The organism is Shewanella sp. SM21 (assembly GCF_025654335.1).
In the GTDB taxonomy this organism is placed as follows: domain Bacteria; phylum Pseudomonadota; class Gammaproteobacteria; order Enterobacterales; family Shewanellaceae; genus Shewanella; species Shewanella oncorhynchi.
The window spans coordinates 19,239-44,490 of record NZ_JAKKRL010000009.1; the positions used below are offsets into that span (position 1 = coordinate 19,239).

Here is a 25,252-nt window from a genome sequence, read left to right on the forward strand (position 1 = left end):
ATACCACATAGACCCAAGTTAAACGTAAGCAAAAATGTCGTACTTTAGTTGGCTATGTCATATCTGCATTAAATAATTACTCATCGCTTAGATTGGGTCCCCACAGTTTGAATATGCTGAAGATTCAAACAACACAAGCGAATGCGGCTCAGTCGTTACCCCAACTTTTTGGCCGATAGTGAGCTGCATCATTTGGCTACGCACCTCCACATAATAAGCATGGGAAGCGGCTTCAATTTTGACCCAATAATGACAAAAGGCGCCTAAGAAACGTCGCTCAGTGATAGTACCAACGCCCTGTTCATCGGCACTGAGCGTCAATTGCTGTGGTCGCAAGAATACTGTTCCGCTGAACTCGCTCGGCAAATTTAATGGCGTGAGGCTGGTTAAATGACCGATGGGAGTGACAACACTGTGCCCATCAAACACTGCTGCAGGTAAGTAATTACCGCTACCTAAAAAGTCCGCCACATAGCGGCTGTTTGGGGCGGCATATAAGGCTTCGGCACTACCATGCTGCACTATGATGCCTTGATTAAAGATGGCTAAAGTATCTGCAAATACAAAGGCTTCATCCTTGCTATGAGTAACAAACACCGCGCTGACATTACGCTGTTTTAAGATGCTGCGAATTTCCGCCATCATCTCGTAGCGCACTTGGGCATCAATATTGGAAAAAGGCTCATCGAGCAGCAATAACTGTGGCTCATAGGCAAGTGCTCGCGCAATCGAAACTCGCTGCTGCTGACCGCCAGATAATTCATGGGGATAACGCTGTGCCAACCCTTCAAGTTTGACCAAGGCTAGCATTTCATCCAAACGTGCCTGACGTTCTGCGCCCGACAATCTAGCCACCCCAAAGAGGATATTTTCCGCCACAGTCAAATGAGGGAAAAGCGCATAGTCTTGAAAAATCATGCCGATGCCGCGCTGCTCGCTAGGTACAAACTGGCTATCGCCACTCACTATGCGACCATTAATCTGGATTTCACCTTGGCTTATGGCCTGTAATCCAGCAACCGCACGTAATAAGGTCGTCTTGCCACAACCGCTTGGGCCTAACAACGCCAAGATTTCCCCTTGGGCGAGCGTTAAACTCAAACCTTTAAGTACTTGCTGGCCCTGATAATCACTATGAATTTGCTTAAGCTTGAGCGTACTTGTCATCAGCTGTGATGCTCCAATGAACGGTTTAAATAAATAAGCGGCACTAAACCCACCAGTACAATCACAATAGCAGCTAATGCGCCGTGCTCGAGTTTTTCATCGGACGCAAACTGGAATACATAAGTTGCAAGATTCTCAAAACCGATAGGCCGCAGCAATAACGCAGCGGGCAGTTCCTTCATGCTTTCGATAAACACCAATAAAGCGCCCGCAAACAATCCCTTGGCAAGTAAAGGCAAATGCACCCGCCGCAAAAGTTGCCTAGGAGTTTGCCCCATGGTCAGGCTCACCATGTCTAGCGATGGCGAGATGCGTTTATAACTGCTTTCAACACTGCCAATCGCAATTGCCACGAAACGCACACAAAAAGCAAAAATCAATGCCATCACACTGCCTGTAAGGATAAGACCAGGACCTGCTATGCCGACAAGATCCGCCAGATCGTTAATCGCAAAATCTAGCATAGTTAAAGGCACTAATACCCCAATAGCCAGCACAGTGCCTGGTAAGGCATAGCCCGTCGAAGCTAACCGTGAGGGCAAAGCATCACTCTGTCTTGGGCTTATCCGGCGAACGAACATAAGCAGTAAGGCGATTAAGCAACAGAGTAAACTGGTGATCAGCGCAAGACTGAGGCTGTTAAGACTCAATTGCCAAAAACTCTTATCCCAGCTTTGTTCAAAGTAACCAATCGCATAGGATAATAAAATCCCGAAAGGTAACAGAAAGGCTAATAGCAATAGCATGCCGCAAAAGCTGAGTGCGACCAAGGTTTGAGTCATCGAGAGTCGATACAAGTCAGTGACTTGTATACGTGATTGTTTTTGGAATAACTGCTGTTTACGACGGGCAAAACGCTCAAATCCAATCAGACTAAATACCACCAGCAAGATAATCGCCGATAACTTAGCGGCGGCGGTCAAATTGCCATAACCCAACCAAGTGTCATACACGGCTGTCGTTAAGGTGGGCACGGCAAAATAGTTAACCGTTGCAAAATCAGCGGCCGTCTCCATCGCCACTAAAGCCACCCCAACGGCGAGCGCAGGCCTTGCCATAGGCAAAGATAAACGCCAAAAACTTTGCCACGGTGAACAGCCCATAATGCGCGAAGCATGCGCCAAACTTAAGGATTGCTCCATAAAAGCGGTACGCGCCAAGAGATAAATATAGGGAAACAATACCAGCGACAACATACACGCCGCGCCGCCTAAGGTACGAATATCGGGGAAGAAATAATCCTGCGGTGAGTCCCAGCCAAATATCGAACGAAGACCGCGCTGCACTGGCCCCGCATAATCGAGTAAATCGGTATAGACGTAGGCAACAATATACGCAGGCATAGCGAGGGGCAATAATAGCGCCCATTGCAAATATCGCCTGCCTACAAAGTCACAACGAGCCATCAACCAAGCGCAAGGTAACGCGAGTAATAACGCCCCCAGACTCACCCAGAAAATCAGCAATAAACTATTAATGATATATGTCGGCAGAACCGTTGCCATCAAGTGCCCAAACACGGCTTCGTCAGGCTGAAAAGCTTGAAATATCAACGCAAATAGTGGCAATACCAGCAAGGCGGCCACGGCATAACCAGCAAGCGACCAGCTTCTGGCTAATCCTAAAATCATGTCAATCCTTAAAACGTCACAGCGCCAATCACTGGCGCTGATAACCTAAATCTGCATTTTGTCGCTAGCACTGGAGCTAGAGATCAAACTGCACTTCATCTAATAGCTTAACCGCCGCTTGGTGATATTCTGCCAACTTAAAAATGGGCAATTGATCTGACTTAAACTTACCCCATGAAGCCACTAAAGATGAAGGTGCCACATCGGCTTTCACTGGATATTCCATATTCACATCGGCATAGGCCTTCTGAGCAACATCGGCGGATAAGAACTCCATCAATTTGATCGCATTGGCTTTATTAGGCGCATGGCGAGTTAATACCATGCCAGACACATTCACATGGGCACCGCGGTCAGCTTGGTTCGGGAAGTTGAGCGTCACAGCTTCGGCAATCGCCTTTTGCTCAGGATCCTGCAACATATTGCCGTAATAGTAGCTATTACCAATGGCGATCTCACACACACCTTCTTTTACTGCGGCAATTTGCCCCCTGTCGTTCCCCTGAGGTTTACGGGCTAAATTAGTTTTCACGCCTTGTAACCAAGTTTTTGCCTCAGCTTCACCGTGATGAGCAATCATAGATGCGACTAACGCTATGTTGTATGGATGTTTACCACTGCGAGTACAAATCTTTCCTTTGTATTTGGGATCGGCTAATTCTTCATAGGTCAATTGCTGCTGGCCTAAACGATCCTTGGCTGTATAGAGATTTCGCACCCGCATAGTCAGGGCATACCACTGGCCATCGGGATCGCGATACTGCGCAGGAATATTGCTCTCTAGCAGGGGATTTTTGACTGGAGAGGTTAGATCTTTATCCACTAATTCAACTAAACGTGAAAAATCAGACGTCAGCACAAGATCCGCTGGGGATAAACGGCCTTCACGGACGAGACGCTCGGCAATACCGTCTTTAGCAAATACCAAATTCACACCTATGCCAGTTTCTTCGGTGAAACGCGTCAGGATAGGCTCCACCAAGAAAGCTTGACGATAAGAATAAACGGTTAATTTATCATCTGCATTCGCTGAATGCCCAACCGACATTAACCCAACAATAGCCGCGCAAGTTACCCATTTCATTACCGAATTCTCCCCAAAGTGATGACGTGTTCAGTAAAATTTGAACACTAACGCATTAATGATAATGCTTATCAGTTTCGCAAGAGTAATAGATACAGAACTTGAGAGCAAGCAGCTAATTAACTTTATGTTTTTAATGGTATTAATCTGAAAATTTGAGATTATCTCAAATCAAACTAAACTGAACCTTAATTTGATAAAAATGCTTTCAGGAGGCGTTATGTTAACTGTTTTGCTGCTAGGCGTAGCCGCAATTGTGCTATTTGGCTTATTCAAACTCAATACTAGTCCCAAAAGACATAAACACTCTTCTCAAGCTGCAGATCCCAGTATTAATAAAACTCACAGTTTTCACAGTGTGAGCATAGTGAATAACGGCAGTTGCTGTGAGCAGATTGAAGCGCTTTCTGGAAAACGATTTTTATCGAAAGATGCGCCCGAAATTCCGATGGAAGAATGCACTATGGCAAACTGCCAATGCCGCTATCAACACCATGAAGACAGGCGCCAACTAGGCAATGATCGCAGAGTAGAATATGGGGTTACTCGTGAGTTATTCGGCGCTTTTGGTGAACAAAATCGCCGTGATAGGCCAAGAGGAAGACGCGCAACCGACGGTTGAGCATCCTCTGCGGATTATTGGGGACGAGTTTGAATAAATGCAGGTAAATCACGCATTTCACTGAACCAAAGTGCTGTCGCAGGTGCAACCTTACGCCAATCTAGCTCTGGATGTCTAAAATCCACATAATCGAGTAAGCAAATCAAGGCTAATTGCGGTGCTTGAATCGTGGTTTGGGTGATCACAGTTTGAAGCTCAATCTGCATAAGGCCGCGCAGCAGTGCTTGTTCAAAACGTGCAGTCCAAAATACTGATCTCACGCCTTCTTCTTCACGCATTTGCTCTTGGCGTAATTTCACCGCGCTATCGATTAAGCCTTTGACTAAAGAATACTGACACTCCAGCACCCAGTTATTATTTGAGATCCCAAACATCTTACGATCGCCAAGCTCTGCATCTAGGTAACGCATGATCACTTCACTATCGAATAGTGCTACACCATCGTTGGTAATAAGACATGGGATCTGTCCTAACGGGTTAGCATCGAGTAATTCTGCGCTGTTTTCAAAGGGATTAACTAACTGCTCTTCAATATTGTTAATCCCTAGATACTGGATTAAGGCTCTTACACAACGGGCATAGGGCGAAGCTTGAGAACTTAACAACTTCATCAAAAATTTCCTTTTGTTTGCATTAAACGCTATGGCTTTTTAGGGGCAAGAACGGCAACAAGTTTACTCTCGCCTTCTATGTAAAATTGAGATTACCAGTATTTTTCAACGGTAATTTGCCCAGGAGCACGGCGTAAATTCTTCACCAACCCTTTATCGAGTAAAGCGGCTTGCGCACCATTAATCATACCCGGATTGCCGCAGATCATAACTTGAGAGTCAGCTGCGTTTAAGGTTAGTCCTGCCTTTTTTTCGATTTCACCCGAGACTATTCCCTCGGGAATGCGGCACTGTAAAGCATCGGCAAAGGGTTTACGGGTCACACTCAAGACTAATGTAAATTGTTCAGGGTATTTGCGTTCTAAATTACGCAGCTTATCAAGATATGCCAAATCCTGTGCCTCGCGCACGCCATACACAAGCACGACTTTTTCAAAACGCTCCCAAGGTTCATCGGTGTCGAGCATAGACAAAAATGGCCCTACTGCTGTTCCTGTGGCTAAAAACCACAAATGCTTCCCTTGGAGTTCACCCTTAGGAATTTCAGCTAAGGTCATAAAACCAGTCGCGGTTGAGGTAATTTCAATTTCATCGCCTATTGCAAGGTTGTGTAATTGAGGCGATAACAGGCCATCCTCTACCGCAACGGCGAGCACCTCGGCATAGGGTTTATCGGGAGAATTAACTAAGGAGTAGGCTCTAGCCACACGCTTATCATCTTGCATTTGACTTAACTTGATAAACTGACCAGGAATAAATGGAGCTAACTCGGCAGCAATGCGCAATGAGAATAACTTATCACTCCAATCAATACGTTCTATCACTTGTCCCCTAATCCACATAACTTGCCCTCAAGCGAAACGTTAAATAGGCTTCCAGCATAGACTTTTTTCTGCACAACAAAAACCCCTTATATAAGGGGCTTATGACTATAACGCTGAATATAGAACTGAAAATACTGAGGTATTAACTCGGACTCTATGCTGTCTCATCAGTCTTCTTGTTAAAGCTATCTCTAAAGGCTTGCAGCCCCTCTTGCACTAAGCTGTAGGTTTTATCGACACCATCGGCAATATCACCCTGCAATACTTTAAGGCCGGACAGAATATCTTTAGCCTCTTTAAAGCCATTGTCGATGGCACCGCCAATAATCCCCATAAAGCTATCGAGTTGATCACTTAGACTCATACCCGAATTTTGTTGTTGGTGAATGCTAAAAAACTGCGTCGCAAAACTCACGATACGATCTGCAGTCGCTTCTGGAGAAGTATCTACGCCATTATCGTAAGCCGTCTGAATCGCGTTCTCGCCCATAGTGGGCGCTAATTCTTTATTAATCGACTCTATCGCTGCGCGATAAAGCAAGGCCATAGACTGATCGCCTGACTTGATATTCACATCTTGCTGTGCCGATAAAATCGCTTGATTCATCAGCTGCTTGCTCGTTTGCTGCGCAGTTTGCTTCGAGGTTACTTCTGTGGCTTTCGCGTCCTTCGAATCACTCACTTCGGTGCCCTTAGACGCCGTGTTTTCAGCATATTTTTTCTGTGGCAAAGGAGTACTTTGCACTTGAGGGGGTTTATTGATTTCCATGATGACTATCCATTCAATTCGGGTCGACTTAATTATCGACCAAAATTTAACCAGCTTTAGTAATTTTTAGAATTGAAGTACCATCTGACCACAAGGCCATGATAAGGCCCACATAAATTAAGTGGGTTCATTCTTTAATAAGGTGCATAAAGCGCCAACCCACCGCAATGCAGATCATTACTATCGCTGAGCTTAGACATAAGCCAATAGAAAAGGATGTTACACCATGGCAGCAGGCCGCAGTTTGAGTCATTTCCGCTTTCACGGGTTTACACTAATCCTTAAGCACTATTTTAAGCATAATCTGGGTATCAATATAAAACGCTTTAGCCTGCTAACAAGCCTCGTCATATTCACTTGCCTCGGCTTTACTCCCATTAGCCAAGCTCATGCGGAGAGCAGACTAATTATTTTAGTCAGACATGCGGAAAAAGCCGACACGCCAGCCAATAACCCGCAGTTATCACCCAAGGGAGAAATACGCGCAGCATCACTGATCACTGCCTTGAGCCGCACGCCGCTGTCGCAACTTATTGCGACTCAATACCTAAGAACCCAACAAACACTCGCGCCCATCGCCGAGGCTCGCCATTTACCTGTGACGATAGTAGAAGCAGCCAAACCTATCGAAGGACATATTCAACACATTGTCGAACAAGTGCATGCTGTAAAGGGCAATACACTCATCGTTGGGCATTCAAACACTGTCCCACTGATCATTAAAGCCCTTGGCGGACCAGAGATCCAAGCGACCAGCGAAGATGACTATAGCCAGCTGTTTTTACTCTCTCTTAATGATGACCAACCTGCGAGCTTGATCGCCACCCGTTACGGACAAGAATAAGGATAAATAACATGAGTGAACTCAATTGGTTTATGTGGGGACTCGATCTATTTTCAGGGCTGTTTTTGATTGTAATAGGACTCGCTGTACTCGCGGTTATTTACATGTATATCGCAGATAAAATGCAGACCAAACAAGCGGTAAGACATAACTACCCAGTAATTGGTCGCTTTCGGTATCTGTTCGAGAAACAAGGCGAGTTCTTTAGACAATACTTTTTCGCCCAAGACAGAGAAGAACTGCCCTTCAACCGTGCAGAACGCAGTTGGGTTTACCGCGCGGCTAAAAATGTCGATAGAACTATCGCCTTTGGTTCAACTCGCCCCTTAGATAATGCTGGTACCATTATGTTTATGAATACCGCCTTCCCAACCCAAGATGAAGAGATCACACCCATTCATCCACTGACAATTGGCACCAATTGCCGCCAACCCTATACGACTCAAGCTATTTGTCATATTTCAGCCATGAGCTTTGGAGCTCTATCGCGCCCAGCAATTACCGCCCTTTCCCACGGTGCAGCGCAGGCGGGTTGCTGGCTTAACACAGGTGAAGGCGGCTTGAGCCCTTATCATCTAAAAGGTGGCTGCGATATCGTCTTTCAAATTGGAACAGCCAAATACGGTGTACGTAATGAGCACGGACATTTAGACGATGAAAAGCTCAAGTCGATAGCCATTCATCCCGAAGTCAAAATGTTTGAAATTAAAATGAGTCAAGGGGCTAAACCGGGTAAAGGTGGCATTTTACCAGGGATCAAAGTCACAGCTGAAATTGCCCATATCCGCGGTATTCCTCAGGGTTATGACTCTATTAGCCCTAATGGTCATATTGAATTCAAATCCGTGAACGATATTTTGGATATGGTTGAACGAGTACGTGAAGTTACCGGTAAACCAACGGGCATTAAGGCCGTACTCGGTGACGTACAGTGGCTCGAAGATTTATGTGATGAAATCGAACGTCGTGGCGAAGACTCTGCCCCCGACTTCTTTACTTTAGACAGTGCCGATGGCGGCACAGGCGCTGCACCACAACCTTTAATGGATTATGTCGGATTACCACTGAAGGAAAGCTTACCAATCCTAGTTAATGTCTTGATCCAACGAGGCTTGCGTAAACGCATCAAAGTCATCGCTTCGGGTAAACTCATAGTGCCATCAAGAGTCGCTTGGGCTTTAGCATTAGGTGCAGACTTCATCGCATCGGCCCGCGGCAATATGTTCGCCCTAGGTTGTATTCAAGCCTTACAGTGCAATAGAGATACCTGCCCAACGGGCATCACAACGCACAATCCCAAGCTACAACAAGGACTCGATCCTAGGGATAAATCGGCTCGTGTTGCTAACTATAATCATAATTTACACCATGACTTAGCCTTAATTGCGCACTCTTGCGGAGTGACAGAACCAAGACAACTCAAACCCTCACATGTCCGAATTGTACTCGATAGCGGTTTATCCATTTCACTCGATAAATACTATGCACATATGGATAAGTAGCCGCGAACCCTCGCGGTTAATGGCGAATACAACTTTCGTTTATATAGGGTTTACATAAGGTATATTTGAATGCGTATCACAAAAGAGGTAAGATCCGTGACGTGAGACATTATTCAAATGTCTTACCCACAATTGAACTTAAGGAAACACTTTGAAATCTAGCTTCGTAAGCCAACTGCCCGCCAGTAAAACTGTAAGCACTAGCTGTAAGAGCTGTAATCGCCTGACCGAGATCGAAGGTGAACTGGTGTGTTTTCGCGAAGGGCAGATCATTCGACTCACTTTGATAGATGAGTCAGTACCTAAATTGAATCTTTTATGTGAAGGTTGGAAAGCGGGGAAGCTGAACGGCGTAGCTTAATTCAGTCATATTTTATCTCTGGAGTCTCTCTAGAGCATCAAGAATAGAGGCTCACCTCTATTCTCGTACGTTCTCACCTAAACTGTACTAAAGCACTAGCGAACACACCTAACGCATACCCATAAAGTCACTTGTCGGCGCGTTCATATCGCGGATCACACCTGCCAGCACCATTTCTGGATTGACTTTAGCCAAGGTAAGTCGCCGAGTTGTAACCAACAGGCCCGCATTCAATTCAGCATGAATACGTTGCAATGAATCATAATCAACACCACGTTTTTTCAATGTCGCCATGATGGCATACCAATCAGTGGCGACTTTTTCTTCTTTGCCTTCAATATTAGCTCTCAGTGTAATATTTTCCATGCCAGATCTCTTCCGATTGATGTGTTGGCATTGAGTATAGAGAGCCGAAGCTGAATAAAGACTGAACTGTATTACGCTATTAACTGCTCAGAGGAGTATGTTGTTGCTCATTTTGTATCCGCCATAATTTGGCATAGAGACCATTTGCCAACAGCAAAGTCTGATGATTACCTTGCTCAACTATTTCTCCTTGGCTTAATACGACTATTTGATCGGCATCGACTATGGTCGATAACCTATGAGCCACCACTAGGCTAGTGTGCCCCTTAGCGACTTCCCGCAGTGCCGACAAAATAGCTTGCTCGGAGCGACTATCGAGTGAAGATGTCGCCTCATCAAACACCAGCACTGGCGAGCCCTTCAAAATGGCCCTTGCTATCGCGACACGCTGTTTTTCTCCGCCAGAGAGTTTTAAGCCGCGCTCACCCACCTTTGTGTCCCAACCAAGGGCAAGTGATGCAATAAATTGCTCTAAGTGCGCTAATTTAATCGCGTTACGCACCTCTTCATCAGTCGCGTCTGGGCGACCATAACGTATGTTTTCGACTAATGAATCGTTAAACAGCACGGTATCCTGCGGCACTATGGCGATGGCACGCCGCAGCGCATCTTGGGTGAGATGGCGGATATCTTGTCCATCGATTTTAATCGCACCTTGGTCCACATCGTAAAATCGAAACAGCAGTTTAATCAGGGTCGATTTACCTGCACCACTATCACCTACAACAGCCACCTTTTTACCGGCTTCAACCTTAAAGCTCACGTCCCGCAGAATTTGCCGCTCATCGTAGCTAAAATTAACATTTTCAAATATCAACTCACCCTTAGTGGGTTGAAAATCGAGTGCTTGGGGTAAGTCGACTATCATAGGATGTTTATCGAGCAAGCTAAACATGCGCTCAATATTGGCTAACGCGCCGCGAATTTCGCGATACACAAAACCTAAGAAGTTAAGGGGTAAAAAGAGCTGCATCATAAACGCATTAATCAACACAAAATCACCTAAGGTCATATCGCCATAGGTGACTCTGTATGCCGCCAGCGCCATCATAGCCGTCATCGCCAAAGCGATAATCACAGCTTGTCCACCATTGAGCGCAAACAAAGATAAACGATTCTTACGCTTAGCGACTTCCCACTGTTCAAGCGCTTGGTCATAGCGCTGCGACTCATACTTTTCATTATTAAAATACTTCACCGTTTCATAGTTCAGCAAGCTGTCGATGGCGCGGGTATTCGATAACGAGTCAGCCTTGGCCGCATCACGTACATACTCAGTACGCCATTCGGTCGCGACCACAGAAAAAATAATATAAGCCAGCACAGCAACAAAAGTGATTGCCGCAAACGCAATGCCGTAGTTATAAAAGAAAATGCCGATCACCATGACAATTTCGAGCAAGGTTGGCACTATGTTGAACACCATAAAACGCATGAGGAAACTCACGCCGCTGGTGCCGCGTTCAATATCGCGGGATAGGCCGCCGGTTTTGCGCTCTAGATGAAAGTCGAGGTCCAGTCGGTGTAAATGGTCGAATACTGCTAAGCCTAAACGGCGGATCGCCCGCTCGGTTACGCGGCCAAACAAGGTATCGCGGATCTCCCCCGTAATCGCCGTTAGTAAACGTACCGCGCCATAGGCCAACACTAATCCTACGGGCACACTGAGGGCTTGCGCAGTTTTATCGGCATCTAAGGTGTCGACCAAATGCTTCAGAATAAAAGGCAGAGCCACGCTGGTCAGCTTAGCGATGATGAGGCATGACATCGCCAACGCAATACGGCCTTTGTATTCCAATAAGTAAGGCCAAAGCAGTTTCATGACGTGCCAGTTTAATTTATCGACTGGACCTTCAAAATATAACGTTGGGCGCATAGGACATAACCTTGAATGAGTTATGCCAATTGTAACAGTTCACACCGGACATAAGCTAAGCGAAACTAGCAAAGTCTGAATAAAATCAATCAGATTTTCCTGACAGACAAATAGACTTATTCACGACATACTCATCTGCTATTTTGATTGTATTTAAAGCCAAAACATCATACTTACGCATTACACTGGCGTATTCACAATAAATGAATTTATACTAATTTGTGTTCAGGCATGTACCGTTTTACTTAACCTCAGAGCCGTATGTAAGAGGATAAGAGTGCAATGGAAGAAGGCTTGGCACAAAGTTGCTGCTGTTGATTATTTTTGCCGTTTTGCCCAAAATGCCATGGAGGCGGTTATACAAATCAATAGAATTTGTTAACCTCTACGCGCTAGATTTTGCGATTCATACGCCCAAGTTCTAGCGAGAATATTAAGATAAACAAATTAAATTAAGATCAAAGGAAGCTTTATGTTGGATTCCGCTAAAGTTCAATACCCGCCATTACCACTGATCCAAACTTGGGTGTGGATGATGATCGAATCAGGCAATCCAGAGATACAAGATAAAGGTAGAAACAACCTTATTGCCGCCTTTGGTAGCTTAGCCAAAGCAAATGAATACATTGTTGAAATAAGCAATAAATAGATAAAACAAAGGCGCCAGGATAGCGCCTTTGTTTTTACTTAACCCGCAATCGTTAACGGCTAACTCAGGTATAGTTGCGGTTTATGTTCGCTCGAGCAGACAATTAAACCTGACGGCGTTCGATAATGCTTTGGTTCAAAATGGCTAATAGACGCTCGGTATCATCCCAACCAATACACGCATCGGTAATACTCTGCCCATAGCATAACTCTTGACCTTCAATAAGATCTTGACGACCTTCCACTAAATGGCTTTCTACCATAACACCAAAAATAGCAGTATTTCCCGCCGCCACTTGACCAGCTACATCTTCAGCAACCACTAACTGACGTTGATACTCTTTACTACTATTCGCATGGCTAAAGTCGATCATGATGTTGTCGGCAAGCTTTGCTTTTAACAATTGCTGGCTAATCTCAGTGACATGCGGCGTGCTATAATTGGGCTCGCGGCCACCCCGTAAAATAATGTGGCAATCAGGATTGCCCTTAGTCGAAACGATCGCCGAATGGCCCAACTTAGTCACAGATAAAAAATGGTGTGGTGCATTGGCAGCACCTATCGCATCAATAGCAACTTTGATCGTGCCATCAGTACCATTTTTAAAGCCGACCGGACAAGAAAGACCCGAGGCTAACTCTCTGTGTACTTGAGATTCTGTCGTACGGGCGCCAATGGCTCCCCAGCACATTAAATCAGCCATATATTGTGGGGTGATCATGTCAAGAAACTCACCCGCGGTTGGCATACCGCTGTCGTTCAAATCCACTAATAATTTACGGGCGGTGCGTAAACCATCATTGAGTTTAAAGCTGTTATCCATGTAAGGATCATTAATCAGCCCCTTCCAACCCACTGTGGTTCTTGGTTTTTCAAAATACACTCGCATCACAATTTCGAGTTGATCTTTATAACGTTCACGCAGTGAGACCAAACGCTGTCCATATTCCAACGCAGCTTTGGGATCGTGGATAGAACAAGGCCCAATCACCACTAATAGACGATCATCAGACTTAGCCAGAATATTATGGATACTATTACGCGCATTAAACACAGTCGCAGAGGCTTTTTCGGAAGCAGGAAATCGTTCAAGAATCGCGATAGGTGGAAGTAACTCTTTTACTTCTTTAATGCGAACGTCATCATTTTGGTAATACATAATTTTACTGCTCCAACGCTGGTGTTTTAGGCTATTTCTATCGCTGCGATAAGGGATCTCAACTGCAATACTGAGTTCAATTTATCGAGTCTCAAGCGCCAATGCAACCAAGTTGTCTCCATTTCAAAAAATCAAATATAACTTATTGTTTTAATATATTTTAAAAAAATAAAAATTCAAATATGCCAGCTAACTCACAGCCTTGATGAACAAAATCGAATATGGCGGATAAAAAGGAATAAACATATTTGCTGCAAGTGTATTTAGGTGCCCTATGTTAGCAAGCAAAGATGTTTACCCGTAATAAGCATAATTGATGGCCAGCTCTCTATAGAAAAGAGCGGGCAAATGCTAATGCTGTAACATGACTTGTAACTTGCTCTGATAGCGTTGACGCTCTGACTCATCTCGACTCAAAGCCAAGGCTTTATCCATATTCAGTTTGGCACGCTTTTCGTCCCCCAGCGCCCAGTAGGTTTTAGATAAACCGAAGAAGAACTCATGACGATAATCCGCTTTTGCCAACGCCCTTTGATACCAAGCCAAGGCCTCGTCGTATTGATGCTCATCATAGGCTTGCTGCCCCATGTCATAGTAATAATAGGGATTACGTATTCGCGCTAATTCAAGCACTTTATTAATTTCGGCCCATTCATCAAGCCGCCCCTGCTCCCCTAAAATCAAGGCTAAGTTATAAAGCGTTGTCAGATTCTTCGCATCAAACTTGAGTGCATAGCGATAAACCTGTTCGGCCCGCTTTTCATCACCTTTATGCCGGTAAATAATGGCGAGCGTGTTGAGTGAAGGAACAAACTGGCCGACTTTTAAACCCGCTTTGATCAAGGCATAGGCCCTGTCTAAATCACCGTTCACCAAAGACTCTGCCGCCATGTTGTTGTAAAACATACTGATTAAGGTCTGCCGATCCACTTGGGTTTTACCGTATCCCCGTAGAGCTCGCTCCGGCATAAAGTCCACTAAAACTGCGGCAGATGACACATAAACTGAATGTGCGTTTTCAGGTGGAAGTAAGCGTAAATTCACATGCCCATTGATTAAATAGAAATCACCTTGCTTATCCCATACGGGTTCTATCGCAATATCTTGATACTCAGCACTCACATTCAATATGTCCGCTAACGCAGAAGTCATGACCACTAAAGACATGCAATTACCCGCCTTTTGGGCGTAGGTTTCACGGGCAATTTGGGTCAGATTATCTTGATATCGAAAATCAATGTTAGCGCTATTGGTTTGACTCGCATTGATATAACTAGCTAACCATTCATTGGCTAACATGTTGTTATTGTGTGACAAAGTGTATATCCCATAGCGACGTTTTACGTCTGTCACAACCTCGGGTGGCAGATAAAAGATATCCGCAACAGAAGGTATATCGGCCACAGGGGTAAACAGTGAATCGGCAAGTAACGACTCAAGATCCGACGGATTAGGCTCAATGGTCGTCGAGCTACAAGCAAACAATTGACTGAATACAACGCTCAAGATCGTACTCAAGTATACGGCTCGGAATAGTTTCGACATACGCCCTCCCACACCATTAGCTCCTATTTGAGCTTATTACAAATGGTGAAAAAGACGACATAAAATGGTTACAAAAAATGATAATCGCGATCGATTGAAAATAATTGCAAATAATTTAACGAATTAACTATTGTGAAGGTCGGTCAACTTCTATGTATAACTCACGCTGCTGATAATCATACGGCCGATAGTTATGCTCTCCACAGGTAAAATGTCGATAGGGTTTCATGACCGTAACGCAACCTGAGGGTAAAGCCTGCAGAATTTGGATTTGCTGCTGGCGACGAAGCGACTCCTGCCATTCAAAATCCTTGAGCACTTGATCACGCACGGCAAAGGCATCGACAGGCTCACTTGAGCGATTAACGATCACTTCTCCTGCAAAGGCAGAAACCGATATCCAGCCAGAAATGACGATAAGACTTAGTCGCAAAAATTGACCTATTGTTTTTATATTCAAGCTCATAGAACACTCCTTAATTTATGCAAGAAAACAGAATTGCTCAGTAATTAAGCTTATGACCCTGTACTTAAACTTCAATCACAGTGATTACCCATAAAAAAGCAGAGCCTAAGCTCTGCTTCACTATCCCTCGATCCAAGCTAAGCATCAAGGTGAATCACGCGTTAATGTGCAAGTTTAATCAGCCCGCATTTTTGACCGTAACAAACTCAGGATAGGCATCAATACCGCAGTCAGAAGCATCCATACCGTTGTATTCTTCTTCCTCAGTAACACGGATCCCCATGGTTATCTTAATCACATACCAGACTGCAAATGATGAGCAGAATACCCAAGTGAAAATGATCGCTGCCCCCGTCAACTGTCCGGTAATACTTGCATTGGCATTGGATAATGGCACACACATTAAGCCAAGGAAACCAGCCACACCGTGTACTGAAATCGCACCGACGGGATCGTCGATCTTAATGCGATCTAAGCCCACAATCGAGAACACCACCACGCCGCCCGCCACTAAACCAATCACACCCGCCATTAACAATGAAGGCGAGAGAGGATCTGCCGTAATCGCCACTAATCCAGCCAAAATACCGTTAAGGATCATGGTCAAATCCGCTTTACCCCAAATCATCTTACACACGATAAGAGCAGAGATAGCACCAAAAGCCGCTGCAGTATTGGTATTCACAAACACTTTCGCCACTGAGCTTGCATTCGCCGCATCCGACACCATTAATTGCGATCCGCCGTTAAAGCCAAACCAGCCCATCCACAGAATAAACATACCTAAGGTTGCCATTGGCAAGTTAGAGCCTGGAATAGGATTCACTTGACCATTAGGCCCGTATTTCCCCTTACGCGCACCGAGCAATATTACGCCAGCAATCGCCGCGGTCGCCCCCGTCATATGCACAATACCGCTACCAGCAAAGTCTACAAAGCCCAGTTTAGCGATAAAACCTTGGCCCCAAGTCCAATAACCTTCTACTGGATAGATAACCGCTGTCATCACCACAGAGAAGAACAAGAAAGCCCACAACTTCATCCGTTCCGCCACAGCACCAGAGACAATTGACATCGCCGTTGCCACAAATACAACTTGGAAGAAGAAGTCAGATTCTAATGCATGGCTCGCATCTGCTGATTGCGAACCAATTAAGGTGCCAATTGACGGTAACCAGCCACCTTCAGTGTTATCCACATACATGATGTTATAGCCAACCAACAGATACATCACACAGGCAATCGCGTACAGCACAACGTTCTTAGTTAAAATTTCAGTGGTATTTTTAGAGCGAACTAAACCCGCTTCTAACATAGCGAATCCCGCCGCCATCCACATGACTAAAGCGCCAGAAATCAAAAAGTAAAAGGTATCGAGTGCAAAGCGTAGTTCAGTGACTGTACCGCCTAATTTCGTTAATTCTTCCATTGTCAGCCCCTTATAGCGCTTCAGTATCAAGTTCACCCGTACGGATACGGATAGCATGTTCTAAATCAACGACGAAGATCTTACCGTCACCAATTTTCCCCGTATGGGCCGCAGTGGTAATGGCCTCAATCAACATGTCGAGATTTTCAGCCTTAGTGGCAATTTCTAGTTTTACTTTTGGCAAAAAATCCACCTGATACTCGGCGCCGCGATACAACTCTGTATGCCCTTTCTGACGGCCAAAACCTTTCACTTCGGTCACCGTCATGCCCTCAATACCAATTCCGGCGATAGCTTCACGGACATCATCCAACTTAAACGGCTTGATGATAGCGCTGACTAGTTTCATCCTGACCTCCAAAAAAACGCGATTGTTATTAACTTGTATCAAAGGTAATTCAATCATTAGGCCAACAATTTAATCCATTGATTATTATTGATTTAAATTGTTTAACACTATTTTTTAAGGTTAAAAATGCACCATAATCGAGCACTAACTGGTGCGATGCACTCTTTTAGTGAGCAGTTTAAGTGCGACAGCTATTCGACCTTAGGCCTATTGGTAACAAGGTTAAATTAGGGTCTACTGGGGGAAGCGTAAATCGAGATGAAATCTGAGCATCACAACACAAGCTCTTAAACAAAAGCGAAGATCATCACTAAGACAATCATCAAGCGCAGAAGGAAGGCCCGATGTTAAAACCAGAAGAATGTGTTCTCGTTATCGTCGATGTGCAAGGAAAACTTGCACAAATCATGGATAACAGTGACAAGCTGCATCAACAACTACAGACCTTAATCCAAGGCGCACAATTATTTGAAATTCCAATACTGTGGTTAGAACAGCTACCCGATAAACTCGGAGCAACTAGCCCTGAGCTGCAAACTTTACTTGCGAAAACCAGCTCACCCATTGCCAAGCAGCATTTTAGCGGCTGGCACTGTGACGCGTTTGCAAAGGCATTAACTAAGACGAATCGCAAACACGTCATACTCGCGGGTATTGAAACCCATGTGTGTGTTTACCAAACCTGTTGTGACCTTATCGAACAGCAATATTCGGTGCATCTCGTCGCAGATGGCGTCTCGTCACGCAGTGCCGATAATAAAAAACTGGGTATTCAGATGATGACGGCCAGAGGCGCCTTATTAACTAACGTGGAATCGCTATTATTTGAATTACAACATCAAGCCCAAGGCGAGCGCTTTAGGGCATTATTAAAACTGATCAAATAGCGACTTAGCCCGTGGTATTTCTTCAGCCAGCATGACCAACGCCTGACATTACTCGATATTTTTTCCATAAAAAAGCCCCCACTGAGTCAGCGAGGGCTTTTGTTTGCATGAGGGGTTAGCTCATATCGAAAACTCAACCGCGATTGATTAAAACCTACTTATAAGTGGCTTCGCGTTTTTTCGCTTCTTCATCCCACTTAGGTAATATGTCTTTCTTAAATGCTTCTTTCTCAGCATTCATCTTTTTCATGTCCATACCTAAGGCTGCTTGTGCTTTAGCTTTAGTAGAGATATCAGGAATCGCAACAGGATCTGTGATGCCTTTTTTACCGAGTAATTGCGCTAACTTAACACGAGCATCAGCAGCTTTACTTACCGAAGTTCCCAGAATACGCAATGCTTCATCCGGTGCGTGAGCTGCAACACCATGGGAAGCAATCGCTAAATCCCAACGCCATTGTGAGTGGCGAATATCTGTCAGTATGGGTTTCATTTCTTCTTCAGTTGCGCCAGCTTTCCACGCAGCCTCTGCTTCAAAGTGTGCTTTGACTAATTGCTCTTCCGCTTTCAACTTCATTTCTTTGACTTTGGCTTTACGCTCATTAGTCACGCCAACCAAAAACTCTTTAGTCTGGCTATGGCAAGTTGCACAGGTTTCTTCAAAACGGTCGAATGGATTGCCCACTTTATGATCGGTAAACTTCTTACCTTCAGCACTGGTCACTTTTGGCATGTGACAGTCAACGCAACTCACATTATTCATGCCGTGAATACCCATTTTCCACGTTTCATACTCTGGATGCTGGGCTTTTAACATTGGTGTCTTAGAAAGGGCGTGTGTCCAATCAGAAAATTGGATTGAGTCATAGTAGACTTCCATTTTTTCAACTGTTGTACCCATATCCCAAGGGAATTTAACAAAATTCTTTTTGTCGTCAGTTTTCTCAAAATAATACTCAACGTGGCACTGAGCACATACCATTGATTCTTTATCTTGTTTAGACGCTTTGCTGAAAGGTGTACCTATAGCTTCAAAAGCACGGTCTGCATAAGGGCGTGAAATACGTAACTTTGGAGAGCTTTTTTCATGGCAATCACCACAACCAATGGTATTTGTCACTTCAGGGCCACCCTTTGACCACTTACCTTTGAAGTAACCATCTTCGCCTTGCTCTTCAATCAAGCGAGGTACGTCAGGGCTCTTACAGCTCCAACATGCCATCGGCATAGGACCATCTTCCGCATTAGCGGGTGCACCTGTACGTAGCGTGTTGCGTACGTCAGTTACCGCATACATGTGGCCGCGTGGTGCATTATAATCTTTAGCAAAACCATAACCCGCCCATAAGATCACCATATTAGGATCTTGTGCAAGTGCATCCACTAGTTCTTCACTCTTTGCGGTATCATGCCAGCTACTGTATTGATTCTTAAATTTATCTTTATAAACTTCGTTGCGAGGCTCTGTTTTATCACTCGCCATTGCGCCCGCTGCCATGAAGCTGGCGGCAACCAGTGCACTCAGTGCAAAGGACTTACCTGTCATCTTCTTCATCATCTCATCTCCGTGTTGCATTATTGTTGTAAATCACGACATCTCCATGGTCAAACTTAGTGATTTAACCCTGCTAAAAATATACCTCTTAGGGGGTATCTAGGTTGAAGTTTGCGCTAGATCAAAATGTAAAGGTGTTGTTGTTCACATTTCTATACTTTTGTTAATGTATTACATTATTTTCTAATGTAAAAACCACTGCAAAGTGCCATAACAGCGGCCATCAAAATGAACAGCGGATTAATGAAACGAGGTAGTCTCACCTCAAAAATCTTAGGATTAATGTTAGTACTTATTCTGCTCTCTAGTAGTTTATCGACTTTTGCTATCATCAATTTGTCCTACAGCTTAGGCGACGCCAAGGCGATTAATGCCTCAGGGTCGCTGAGGATGCAAAGCTATCGGTTAATGTTTTACGCCAACTCAGGCAGTGATGCTGCGCAGGATAAAATCACCGAATTCGAAAATACGCTCTATTCCGACACGTTAAAGCCCTCGGAAAGTTGGTTTAGTCCGCCAGAAATTGCCGCTCAATATCAGCTTGTCATCGATAAATGGCTGGTGATGAAACACTACATAGAACAAGAAAACTCCCGCGATTATGTCGCCTCACTGAAGGACTTTGTTGATACCATAGATTTACTGGTGCTTGAGATGGAGCACTACGCCGCCTTTAAACTCAGGCTCCTTGCCGCCAGCCAAATATTAGGCTTAGGCGTCATGCTCATTATCGCTTTTGTGGCCGTGCGTTTTACAAAGAAGAAAGTAGTGATCCCACTGCAAAAACTGATGGAATCGGCCAACACGATTTCTAAGGGTAATTTTGAAATTGAAATGCCCGAGACCGAATATATTGAACTTACAGCGCTGACCCATGCCCTACAAAAAACGGCTAAGGAACTCGCGACGCTTTATGGCAACTTAGAATCGCAGGTAGCAGAAAAAACCTTAGCGCTGACAAGGGCCAACAACGAACTGGCATTCTTATATGATAACCTACTGACATTAAACGCAAATAAACTCGATTACAAGGCTCTCAAGGCAGCGCTGAATCAGTTAAAAGGCTATGAATCACTCGACTACCTAAGACTCATCATTCAATACCCAGAGCAAGAGTTAGAAGTGATTGAGGCCGATGGCGGTTGGCCAGATATGACTCAAGAGAGCACCCGTTTCCCACTGCAATTTGAGCAGGCTAATTTAGGCTATTTAGAGTTAATTGCCGACCAAACACCCAATATCGCCTTGTTTAACAATTTCGCAATTATGTTGACGCGCTCAATCGTGATCCACAATGCCACAGAGCAAAGACAGCAACTGGCGCTAATGGAGGAACGTGGCGTGATTGCCCGGGAGCTGCACGACTCTTTGGGTCAAGTGCTATCTTTCCTAAAAATCCAAATTAGCTTATTACGCAAAAACTTAGATTGCAGTTGCCGCAGCCCGATCGTTGAGGCGCAGTTAACCGAAATCAACGAAGGTGTAAGCACTGCCTACGTGCAGCTCAGGGAGTTACTATCCACCTTTAGGCTCACAATTAAAGAGCCCGATCTAAAAAGTGCTTTAGAGGCTATGCTTGAGCAACTCAGGACAAAGACGAATATAAAGATAACCTTAGACTATAAACTTGCGCCACAATGGCTAGAGGCAAAGCAGCACATCCACATACTGCAGATCACGCGAGAAGCGACGTTAAATGCCATCAAACACGCCGAGGCCAGCCTCATTAACATCCATTGCTATAAGGATGACGAGGGTATGGTCAATATTGATGTTTGTGATAACGGCATAGGTATTGGACATTTAAAAGAACGAGATCAACATTTTGGCATAGGTATAATGCATGAACGAGCCAGTAAGCTTTCAGGTAAAGTCGTGTTCAGCGACAATGATTTAAAGAGATTTAAACCTGCTATGGCAACCACGACTGAGCAAGGATCCAATGCACAAGACGACGCACTCAAACCTAACAGTCCATTAAACCTTGTGCAGCACAGCAAGGAGTCAAGTGGCACTAGAGTGACGCTTATTTTCCCATCTCAACAGGAGCCTTCAAATGGGTAAACCTTATTCAGTACTGGTGGTCGATGACCATCCCCTCTTGCGCAAAGGCATCTGCCAGCTCATCGCTTCAGATCCTGACTTCAGCCTATTTGGCGAAGCCGGTAGTGGTTTAGACGCATTAACCGCAGTGGTCACCGATGAACCCGACATCATATTGCTCGATCTGAATATGAAAGGCATGACAGGCCTAGATACCCTCAACGCCATGCGCCAAGAAGGTGTTACCTCACGCATAGTAATTCTCACCGTTTCCGATGCAAAACAGGATGTTATCCGTTTACTTCGCGCTGGAGCCGACGGCTATTTGCTCAAAGATACTGAGCCAGATTTACTGCTCGAAAAACTCAAAAATGCCATGCTTGGCCACAGGGTGATCAGCGATGAAGTCGAGGAATATCTTTACGAACTTAAAGATGCGACCGATGAACAAGAATGGATTTCGAGCCTGACCCCGAGGGAGTTGCAAATTCTACAGCAACTGGCGGAAGGCTTAAGTAATCGCATGATTTCAGAGCATTTACACATTAGTGAAGGCACAGTTAAAGTGCACGTGAAAAACCTACTGCGTAAAGCCAATGCTAAATCGAGAACCGAAATGGCGGTGCGCTACCTAAATAATTAAAGATACGAAAATAATTAAAGATACAAAAATGAGCTTGGTATCGCGAAAACAATAAAGGCAATCCCATGATTGCCTTTATGTTTTTATCAAATAGAGATTAAATAAATGATTACAAACCTTTCTCAATAAATTGCTGCCAACTCAATAGCGCCTGTTCAAAATCCTCAAGGCCACAATAAGCTTCTGACTCAGCATCATAGAGTGACATAGCCTCTTCCAATTCATATTCTTGCTCAAAGCCTAAGGTATTGGCAAAGACTCGCGCCTGTTCACGCTCTAACTCTAAGGTAAAATCATTACCAACAAGACGCCATGAACCTCGTTTATCGGCTTGAATTTCTTTTATCACACCCAACACTTGCTGAATTTTAGCTAACTCAGTCCCTAATTCTTCCGTAAACCATTGCCCAAGCACTTCATGATCCATGCTAAAGCTAGCCAAAAAAGTGCCAGTTAAACTGTTACGCCGAAATTCGTATTCCATTTTATTGTCTCTTTGATCTAAGCCTACTAATGCTAATTTTAACCTATCCTTGGCTAAGTTGCTTGCATCACTCAGCACATCAAATTTATGTCAATTCACATTTGCCTCATGTCGTTAAGCATAAGTACTGACTTCATTTTCATGACAAAATCAGTTAGTTTGTTTGGATGATTTTGAAAGTTAAATGGAATGCGATATGCACGAAGGGTTTATCTACAGTTTAGTGCTCAGCGGCGCCCAAGCGGGTTCCACCTTGAGCCTAGAACAGATCGAAAAATGGGATCCTCAGGATGGCCTACTCTGGTTACACCTTCGCTATCGTAATAAAAAGGCACGCCACTGGATACTCAATAGCGGTCTGCCTAAGGTCGAAAGTGATGCCCTACTCGCCCAAGACACTCGTCCCCGTGCAGTGATAACAGGTGAAGGCATATTACTCGCATTACGCGGCGTTAACCTCAACCCCAATTCTGCTCCAGAAGACATGGTGGCAGTGCGTATCTATGCCGATAAACAGCGGATCATTTCCACCTGCGATCGCGAGTTACAGTCGGTCAAAGATGTCGCCGAGCTGATCCTTGAGGGAAATGGGCCTACAACTACGGGGGACTTTATCGTCGCAATCTGCGAGCGACTGACCAATCGTAAAGTCGAGTTTATTGATAAATTGGAAGAACAGCTCTCTGATTTAGAAGAGCTAGTCGTCTCAGGCAATGTGAAAGACTTACGTACCGATATCGCCGAACTGCGCCGTCAAACTGTGGCCATTCGCCGCTATTTAGCCCCACAGCGCGAAGCATTCTCGAAAATGATTTCCGAGCAATTCAGCCTATTTAAAGATACTGAGCGACTCAAGCTGAGGGAAACAAACGATAAACTTATCCGCACCATTGAAGATCTCGATGCCCTGCGCGATAGGGCTAATGTGACTCAAGAAGAATTACTCAGTCAGCAGTCGGAGCAACTCAACAAACGCTTATACTTCTTATCCTTAGTGTCAGCAATCTTCTTACCGTTGGGCTTTTTAACAGGCTTACTTGGGGTCAATATTGGCGGGATACCGGGCGCGGACAACACTTGGGCCTTCGCCACCTTCTGCGGCATATTAATCTCACTCGTCGCCCTGCAAATGGCGCTGTTTTATCGATTTAAGTGGTTATAGCCACCTTAAAACAACAAAGCCAATCGATTAGGATTGGCGTTGTTTTCTCTCAGTCCCATAAACTAATTGTTATGGGCTAATGCTTATGCTCTAAGCGGGCGATTATGTCGTTGGCAACTCAAACACATGAGTCATGACTTTATAAAGCTCTGTTCCTTGGTGCACTGACGCCGAAGCAAAGTGCAAAATCGGCACGCAGTCCTGCGGCAAACTAACCGTTTTTAGCTCATCCGCCGTACCGTATAAATCCATTCGCAGCAAATTCACTAAGGGCTGCCCCGCAGCTAATGGCTCACCCACAGGTGCGAGGTATTCCACTAACCCAGCACTTGGCGCGTGATATTTTTTATAGTCTTTTAGATAACAACCAAAACGCGTCATTTTAGCGGGTGCAACGGTTTCAGCGATCACGCCTCGGTGGCTTAAATATGCCAAAATCCCTTGTGCATCAACCCGTGCATCCTCAAGGCAGACGCGCTCTTGGCTCGCCAATTCCAAGGTTAACGCTGACACTGCAACTCCTAAATCACGCCCTTGAGATTTTGCAAAATCACTCAATTGCCACCAAGGACAAAACGCAGCCTCATCCATGGCGCCACCAAAGGCATTGGGGATAATGAGCGTATAAGGGATCGACAAAAACTGCGCAGCAGCTAAGTCATATTCAGGGCAATACAAGTGCTTACAAGACTTAGGACCGGTGTGCAGATCGAGCACTATATCCGCGCCATGGGCCATAATCTGCAGGTTAACCGCAAGTCTATGACCCGTTGTGATGCCCCATTCATGCCGCAATTTTTGCTGACAGGCTTCAACCAAAGTACTGCGATAGGCTTGGAGCAGCTCGCTATCACTCAGCTTGGTATGTTCCCCATACCAAGTCGGTAAATCGATAGCATGATTCAAATACTCACGATTCCAATTCGCGCCCGTAATAGGATCAAATCGGCCAAGGGTAAACTCACCACTTTTTTGGTTGATCCCGAGTGGATTGGCCAATGGCACTAAGGTGATTTCGCCGCGGATGTCACAGTGTTCAAGCTGCTTCATCAACTGATAAATCACCGCATTCCCTTGTACTTCAGCACCGTGGACATTGGCTTGAATATACACTTTGGGGCCAGTCGCCTTATCGTCACTCGGCTTGAAATGGTAGATAGGCAAAGTGAGTGCTTGCCCTGCGGCAAGCTCCCCGATTTGCAGAGACGATGTTGTCGGCAACAT

The 25,252-nt window shown here is 44.9% G+C and carries 25 protein-coding genes; 9 read left to right on the forward strand and 16 right to left on the reverse strand.

The annotated features are described in order from the left end of the window. Positions 1 to 87 precede the first annotated feature (87 nt). The 3 genes from L5L94_RS13315 to L5L94_RS13325 form a co-directional block, all read right to left on the reverse strand. Positions 88 to 1,167, reverse strand: a complete 1,080-nt coding sequence (locus tag L5L94_RS13315) for an ABC transporter ATP-binding protein (RefSeq protein ID WP_105250215.1) — start codon at positions 1,165 to 1,167, stop codon at positions 88 to 90. Continuing rightward, a complete protein-coding gene (locus tag L5L94_RS13320) occupies positions 1,167 to 2,798 on the reverse strand; it encodes an ABC transporter permease (RefSeq protein ID WP_131525199.1) in 1,632 nt (543 codons plus the stop codon). Before L5L94_RS13320 ends, L5L94_RS13315 begins: the two co-directional genes overlap by 1 nt. A gap of 76 nt (positions 2,799 to 2,874) precedes the next feature. Further along, positions 2,875 to 3,882, reverse strand: a complete 1,008-nt coding sequence (locus L5L94_RS13325; RefSeq protein ID WP_263139687.1) for a Fe(3+) ABC transporter substrate-binding protein — start codon at positions 3,880 to 3,882, stop codon at positions 2,875 to 2,877. A gap of 220 nt (positions 3,883 to 4,102) precedes the next feature. Between L5L94_RS13325 and L5L94_RS13330 the strand changes: the two genes are divergently transcribed. Further along, positions 4,103 to 4,504 carry a hypothetical protein gene (locus L5L94_RS13330; RefSeq protein ID WP_263163572.1) on the forward strand — a complete coding sequence of 134 codons (402 nt, stop codon included), beginning with the start codon at positions 4,103 to 4,105 and terminating at the stop codon, positions 4,502 to 4,504. A gap of 14 nt (positions 4,505 to 4,518) precedes the next feature. Here the strand turns inward: L5L94_RS13330 and L5L94_RS13335 are convergent, their stop codons facing one another. The 3 genes from L5L94_RS13335 to L5L94_RS13345 form a co-directional block, all read right to left on the reverse strand. Next, positions 4,519 to 5,115, reverse strand: coding sequence for a glutathione S-transferase N-terminal domain-containing protein (locus L5L94_RS13335; protein WP_131525196.1), 597 nt, complete (start codon positions 5,113 to 5,115; stop codon positions 4,519 to 4,521). Positions 5,116 to 5,207: 92 nt separating this feature from the next. Continuing rightward, a complete protein-coding gene (locus L5L94_RS13340) occupies positions 5,208 to 5,957 on the reverse strand; it encodes a ferredoxin--NADP reductase (RefSeq protein ID WP_105250220.1) in 750 nt (249 codons plus the stop codon). A gap of 136 nt (positions 5,958 to 6,093) precedes the next feature. Further along, on the reverse strand, positions 6,094 to 6,708 hold the full coding sequence (locus L5L94_RS13345; protein ID WP_263163574.1) for a DUF5610 domain-containing protein: 615 nt from the start codon (positions 6,706 to 6,708) through the stop codon (positions 6,094 to 6,096). Positions 6,709 to 6,934: 226 nt separating this feature from the next. On the opposite strand from L5L94_RS13345, the gene L5L94_RS13350 reads away from it, so the two are divergent. The 3 genes from L5L94_RS13350 to L5L94_RS13360 all read left to right on the forward strand — a co-directional run bounded on the left by L5L94_RS13350 (position 6,935) and on the right by L5L94_RS13360 (position 9,415). Beyond that, positions 6,935 to 7,552, forward strand: coding sequence for a SixA phosphatase family protein (locus L5L94_RS13350; RefSeq protein ID WP_263163576.1), 618 nt, complete (start codon positions 6,935 to 6,937; stop codon positions 7,550 to 7,552). 11 nt (positions 7,553 to 7,563) lie between these two features. Further along, positions 7,564 to 9,054 (forward strand): FMN-binding glutamate synthase family protein, encoded by a 1,491-nt coding sequence (locus L5L94_RS13355; protein WP_105250223.1) that lies wholly within the window; start codon positions 7,564 to 7,566, stop codon positions 9,052 to 9,054. 151 nt (positions 9,055 to 9,205) lie between these two features. Further along, positions 9,206 to 9,415, forward strand: coding sequence for a hypothetical protein (locus L5L94_RS13360; protein ID WP_105250224.1), 210 nt, complete (start codon positions 9,206 to 9,208; stop codon positions 9,413 to 9,415). A 108-nt stretch (positions 9,416 to 9,523) separates the two neighbouring features. On the opposite strand, the gene L5L94_RS13365 is transcribed toward L5L94_RS13360, so the two are convergent. Together L5L94_RS13365 and L5L94_RS13370 are read right to left on the reverse strand one after the other, a co-directional pair. Continuing rightward, a complete protein-coding gene (locus L5L94_RS13365) occupies positions 9,524 to 9,781 on the reverse strand; it encodes a hypothetical protein (protein WP_105250225.1) in 258 nt (85 codons plus the stop codon). A gap of 79 nt (positions 9,782 to 9,860) precedes the next feature. After that, positions 9,861 to 11,657 (reverse strand): ABCB family ABC transporter ATP-binding protein/permease, encoded by a 1,797-nt coding sequence (locus L5L94_RS13370; RefSeq protein WP_263163578.1) that lies wholly within the window; start codon positions 11,655 to 11,657, stop codon positions 9,861 to 9,863. A 472-nt stretch (positions 11,658 to 12,129) separates the two neighbouring features. Here L5L94_RS13370 and L5L94_RS13375 point away from each other — a divergent pair, with 472 nt between their 5' ends. Continuing rightward, complete coding sequence (locus L5L94_RS13375; RefSeq protein ID WP_105250227.1) at positions 12,130 to 12,306, forward strand: hypothetical protein; 177 nt, start codon at positions 12,130 to 12,132, stop codon at positions 12,304 to 12,306. Positions 12,307 to 12,409: 103 nt separating this feature from the next. Here L5L94_RS13375 and aroG read toward each other — a convergent pair whose 3' ends face one another. The 5 genes from aroG to L5L94_RS13400 form a co-directional block, all read right to left on the reverse strand. Then, positions 12,410 to 13,465, reverse strand: a complete 1,056-nt coding sequence (gene aroG, locus L5L94_RS13380) for a 3-deoxy-7-phosphoheptulonate synthase AroG (protein WP_263163580.1) — start codon at positions 13,463 to 13,465, stop codon at positions 12,410 to 12,412. 351 nt (positions 13,466 to 13,816) lie between these two features. Continuing rightward, positions 13,817 to 15,010, reverse strand: coding sequence for a tetratricopeptide repeat protein (locus tag L5L94_RS13385; RefSeq protein WP_263163581.1), 1,194 nt, complete (start codon positions 15,008 to 15,010; stop codon positions 13,817 to 13,819). Positions 15,011 to 15,137: 127 nt separating this feature from the next. Continuing rightward, the gene (locus L5L94_RS13390) at positions 15,138 to 15,476 is read right to left on the reverse strand and encodes a hypothetical protein (RefSeq protein ID WP_263163583.1); all 339 of its coding nucleotides are present in this window, start codon (positions 15,474 to 15,476) and stop codon (positions 15,138 to 15,140) included. Positions 15,477 to 15,654: 178 nt separating this feature from the next. Further along, positions 15,655 to 16,905: an ammonium transporter gene (locus L5L94_RS13395; RefSeq protein ID WP_263163584.1), complete on the reverse strand. Its 1,251-nt coding sequence runs from the start codon at positions 16,903 to 16,905 to the stop codon at positions 15,655 to 15,657. A 10-nt stretch (positions 16,906 to 16,915) separates the two neighbouring features. Continuing rightward, positions 16,916 to 17,254, reverse strand: a complete 339-nt coding sequence (locus tag L5L94_RS13400) for a P-II family nitrogen regulator (protein ID WP_028761800.1) — start codon at positions 17,252 to 17,254, stop codon at positions 16,916 to 16,918. 344 nt (positions 17,255 to 17,598) lie between these two features. Here L5L94_RS13400 and L5L94_RS13405 point away from each other — a divergent pair, with 344 nt between their 5' ends. Then, positions 17,599 to 18,141: a hydrolase gene (locus L5L94_RS13405; protein WP_168824640.1), complete on the forward strand. Its 543-nt coding sequence runs from the start codon at positions 17,599 to 17,601 to the stop codon at positions 18,139 to 18,141. A 154-nt stretch (positions 18,142 to 18,295) separates the two neighbouring features. On the opposite strand, the gene nrfA is transcribed toward L5L94_RS13405, so the two are convergent. Next, on the reverse strand, positions 18,296 to 19,699 hold the full coding sequence (gene nrfA, locus L5L94_RS13410) for an ammonia-forming nitrite reductase cytochrome c552 subunit (RefSeq protein WP_263163585.1): 1,404 nt from the start codon (positions 19,697 to 19,699) through the stop codon (positions 18,296 to 18,298). A gap of 225 nt (positions 19,700 to 19,924) precedes the next feature. On the opposite strand from nrfA, the gene narQ reads away from it, so the two are divergent. Both narQ and L5L94_RS13420 read left to right on the forward strand, forming a co-directional pair. Continuing rightward, the gene (narQ, locus tag L5L94_RS13415) at positions 19,925 to 21,760 is read left to right on the forward strand and encodes a nitrate/nitrite two-component system sensor histidine kinase NarQ (protein ID WP_263163587.1); all 1,836 of its coding nucleotides are present in this window, start codon (positions 19,925 to 19,927) and stop codon (positions 21,758 to 21,760) included. Further along, positions 21,753 to 22,382 (forward strand): response regulator, encoded by a 630-nt coding sequence (locus L5L94_RS13420; protein ID WP_105250232.1) that lies wholly within the window; start codon positions 21,753 to 21,755, stop codon positions 22,380 to 22,382. Before narQ ends, L5L94_RS13420 begins: the two co-directional genes overlap by 8 nt. Positions 22,383 to 22,491: 109 nt before the next feature. On the opposite strand, the gene L5L94_RS13425 is transcribed toward L5L94_RS13420, so the two are convergent. Then, positions 22,492 to 22,866, reverse strand: a complete 375-nt coding sequence (locus L5L94_RS13425; RefSeq protein WP_105250233.1) for a YacL family protein — start codon at positions 22,864 to 22,866, stop codon at positions 22,492 to 22,494. Positions 22,867 to 23,062: 196 nt separating this feature from the next. On the opposite strand from L5L94_RS13425, the gene L5L94_RS13430 reads away from it, so the two are divergent. Further along, on the forward strand, positions 23,063 to 24,028 hold the full coding sequence (locus L5L94_RS13430; protein WP_131525184.1) for a zinc transporter ZntB: 966 nt from the start codon (positions 23,063 to 23,065) through the stop codon (positions 24,026 to 24,028). Between the two features lie 102 nt (positions 24,029 to 24,130). Here the strand turns inward: L5L94_RS13430 and L5L94_RS13435 are convergent, their stop codons facing one another. Beyond that, complete coding sequence (locus L5L94_RS13435; protein ID WP_263163588.1) at positions 24,131 to 25,252, reverse strand: succinylglutamate desuccinylase/aspartoacylase family protein; 1,122 nt, start codon at positions 25,250 to 25,252, stop codon at positions 24,131 to 24,133.

Excerpts from the sequence above, each read along its gene's own strand:
- L5L94_RS13315 (WP_105250215.1), bottom strand. The coding sequence starts at position 1,167 with ATGACAAGTACGCTCAAGCTTAAGCAAATTCATAGTGATTATCAGGGC.
- L5L94_RS13320 (WP_131525199.1), bottom strand. The coding sequence starts at position 2,798 with ATGATTTTAGGATTAGCCAGAAGCTGGTCGCTTGCTGGTTATGCCGTG.
- L5L94_RS13325 (WP_263139687.1), bottom strand. The coding sequence starts at position 3,882 with ATGAAATGGGTAACTTGCGCGGCTATTGTTGGGTTAATGTCGGTTGGG.
- L5L94_RS13330 (WP_263163572.1), top strand. The coding sequence starts at position 4,103 with ATGTTAACTGTTTTGCTGCTAGGCGTAGCCGCAATTGTGCTATTTGGC.
- L5L94_RS13335 (WP_131525196.1), bottom strand. The coding sequence starts at position 5,115 with ATGAAGTTGTTAAGTTCTCAAGCTTCGCCCTATGCCCGTTGTGTAAGA.
- L5L94_RS13340 (WP_105250220.1), bottom strand. The coding sequence starts at position 5,957 with ATGTGGATTAGGGGACAAGTGATAGAACGTATTGATTGGAGTGATAAG.
- L5L94_RS13345 (WP_263163574.1), bottom strand. The coding sequence starts at position 6,708 with ATGGAAATCAATAAACCCCCTCAAGTGCAAAGTACTCCTTTGCCACAG.
- L5L94_RS13350 (WP_263163576.1), top strand. The coding sequence starts at position 6,935 with ATGGCAGCAGGCCGCAGTTTGAGTCATTTCCGCTTTCACGGGTTTACA.
- L5L94_RS13355 (WP_105250223.1), top strand. The coding sequence starts at position 7,564 with ATGAGTGAACTCAATTGGTTTATGTGGGGACTCGATCTATTTTCAGGG.
- L5L94_RS13365 (WP_105250225.1), bottom strand. The coding sequence starts at position 9,781 with ATGGAAAATATTACACTGAGAGCTAATATTGAAGGCAAAGAAGAAAAA.
- L5L94_RS13370 (WP_263163578.1), bottom strand. The coding sequence starts at position 11,657 with ATGCGCCCAACGTTATATTTTGAAGGTCCAGTCGATAAATTAAACTGG.
- L5L94_RS13375 (WP_105250227.1), top strand. The coding sequence starts at position 12,130 with ATGTTGGATTCCGCTAAAGTTCAATACCCGCCATTACCACTGATCCAA.
- aroG (WP_263163580.1), bottom strand. The coding sequence starts at position 13,465 with ATGTATTACCAAAATGATGACGTTCGCATTAAAGAAGTAAAAGAGTTA.
- L5L94_RS13385 (WP_263163581.1), bottom strand. The coding sequence starts at position 15,010 with ATGTCGAAACTATTCCGAGCCGTATACTTGAGTACGATCTTGAGCGTT.
- L5L94_RS13390 (WP_263163583.1), bottom strand. The coding sequence starts at position 15,476 with ATGAGCTTGAATATAAAAACAATAGGTCAATTTTTGCGACTAAGTCTT.
- L5L94_RS13395 (WP_263163584.1), bottom strand. The coding sequence starts at position 16,905 with ATGGAAGAATTAACGAAATTAGGCGGTACAGTCACTGAACTACGCTTT.
- L5L94_RS13400 (WP_028761800.1), bottom strand. The coding sequence starts at position 17,254 with ATGAAACTAGTCAGCGCTATCATCAAGCCGTTTAAGTTGGATGATGTC.
- L5L94_RS13405 (WP_168824640.1), top strand. The coding sequence starts at position 17,599 with ATGTTAAAACCAGAAGAATGTGTTCTCGTTATCGTCGATGTGCAAGGA.
- nrfA (WP_263163585.1), bottom strand. The coding sequence starts at position 19,699 with ATGATGAAGAAGATGACAGGTAAGTCCTTTGCACTGAGTGCACTGGTT.
- narQ (WP_263163587.1), top strand. The coding sequence starts at position 19,925 with ATGAACAGCGGATTAATGAAACGAGGTAGTCTCACCTCAAAAATCTTA.
- L5L94_RS13420 (WP_105250232.1), top strand. The coding sequence starts at position 21,753 with ATGGGTAAACCTTATTCAGTACTGGTGGTCGATGACCATCCCCTCTTG.
- L5L94_RS13425 (WP_105250233.1), bottom strand. The coding sequence starts at position 22,866 with ATGGAATACGAATTTCGGCGTAACAGTTTAACTGGCACTTTTTTGGCT.
- L5L94_RS13430 (WP_131525184.1), top strand. The coding sequence starts at position 23,063 with ATGCACGAAGGGTTTATCTACAGTTTAGTGCTCAGCGGCGCCCAAGCG.
- L5L94_RS13435 (WP_263163588.1), bottom strand. The coding sequence starts at position 25,252 with ATGTTGCCGACAACATCGTCTCTGCAAATCGGGGAGCTTGCCGCAGGG.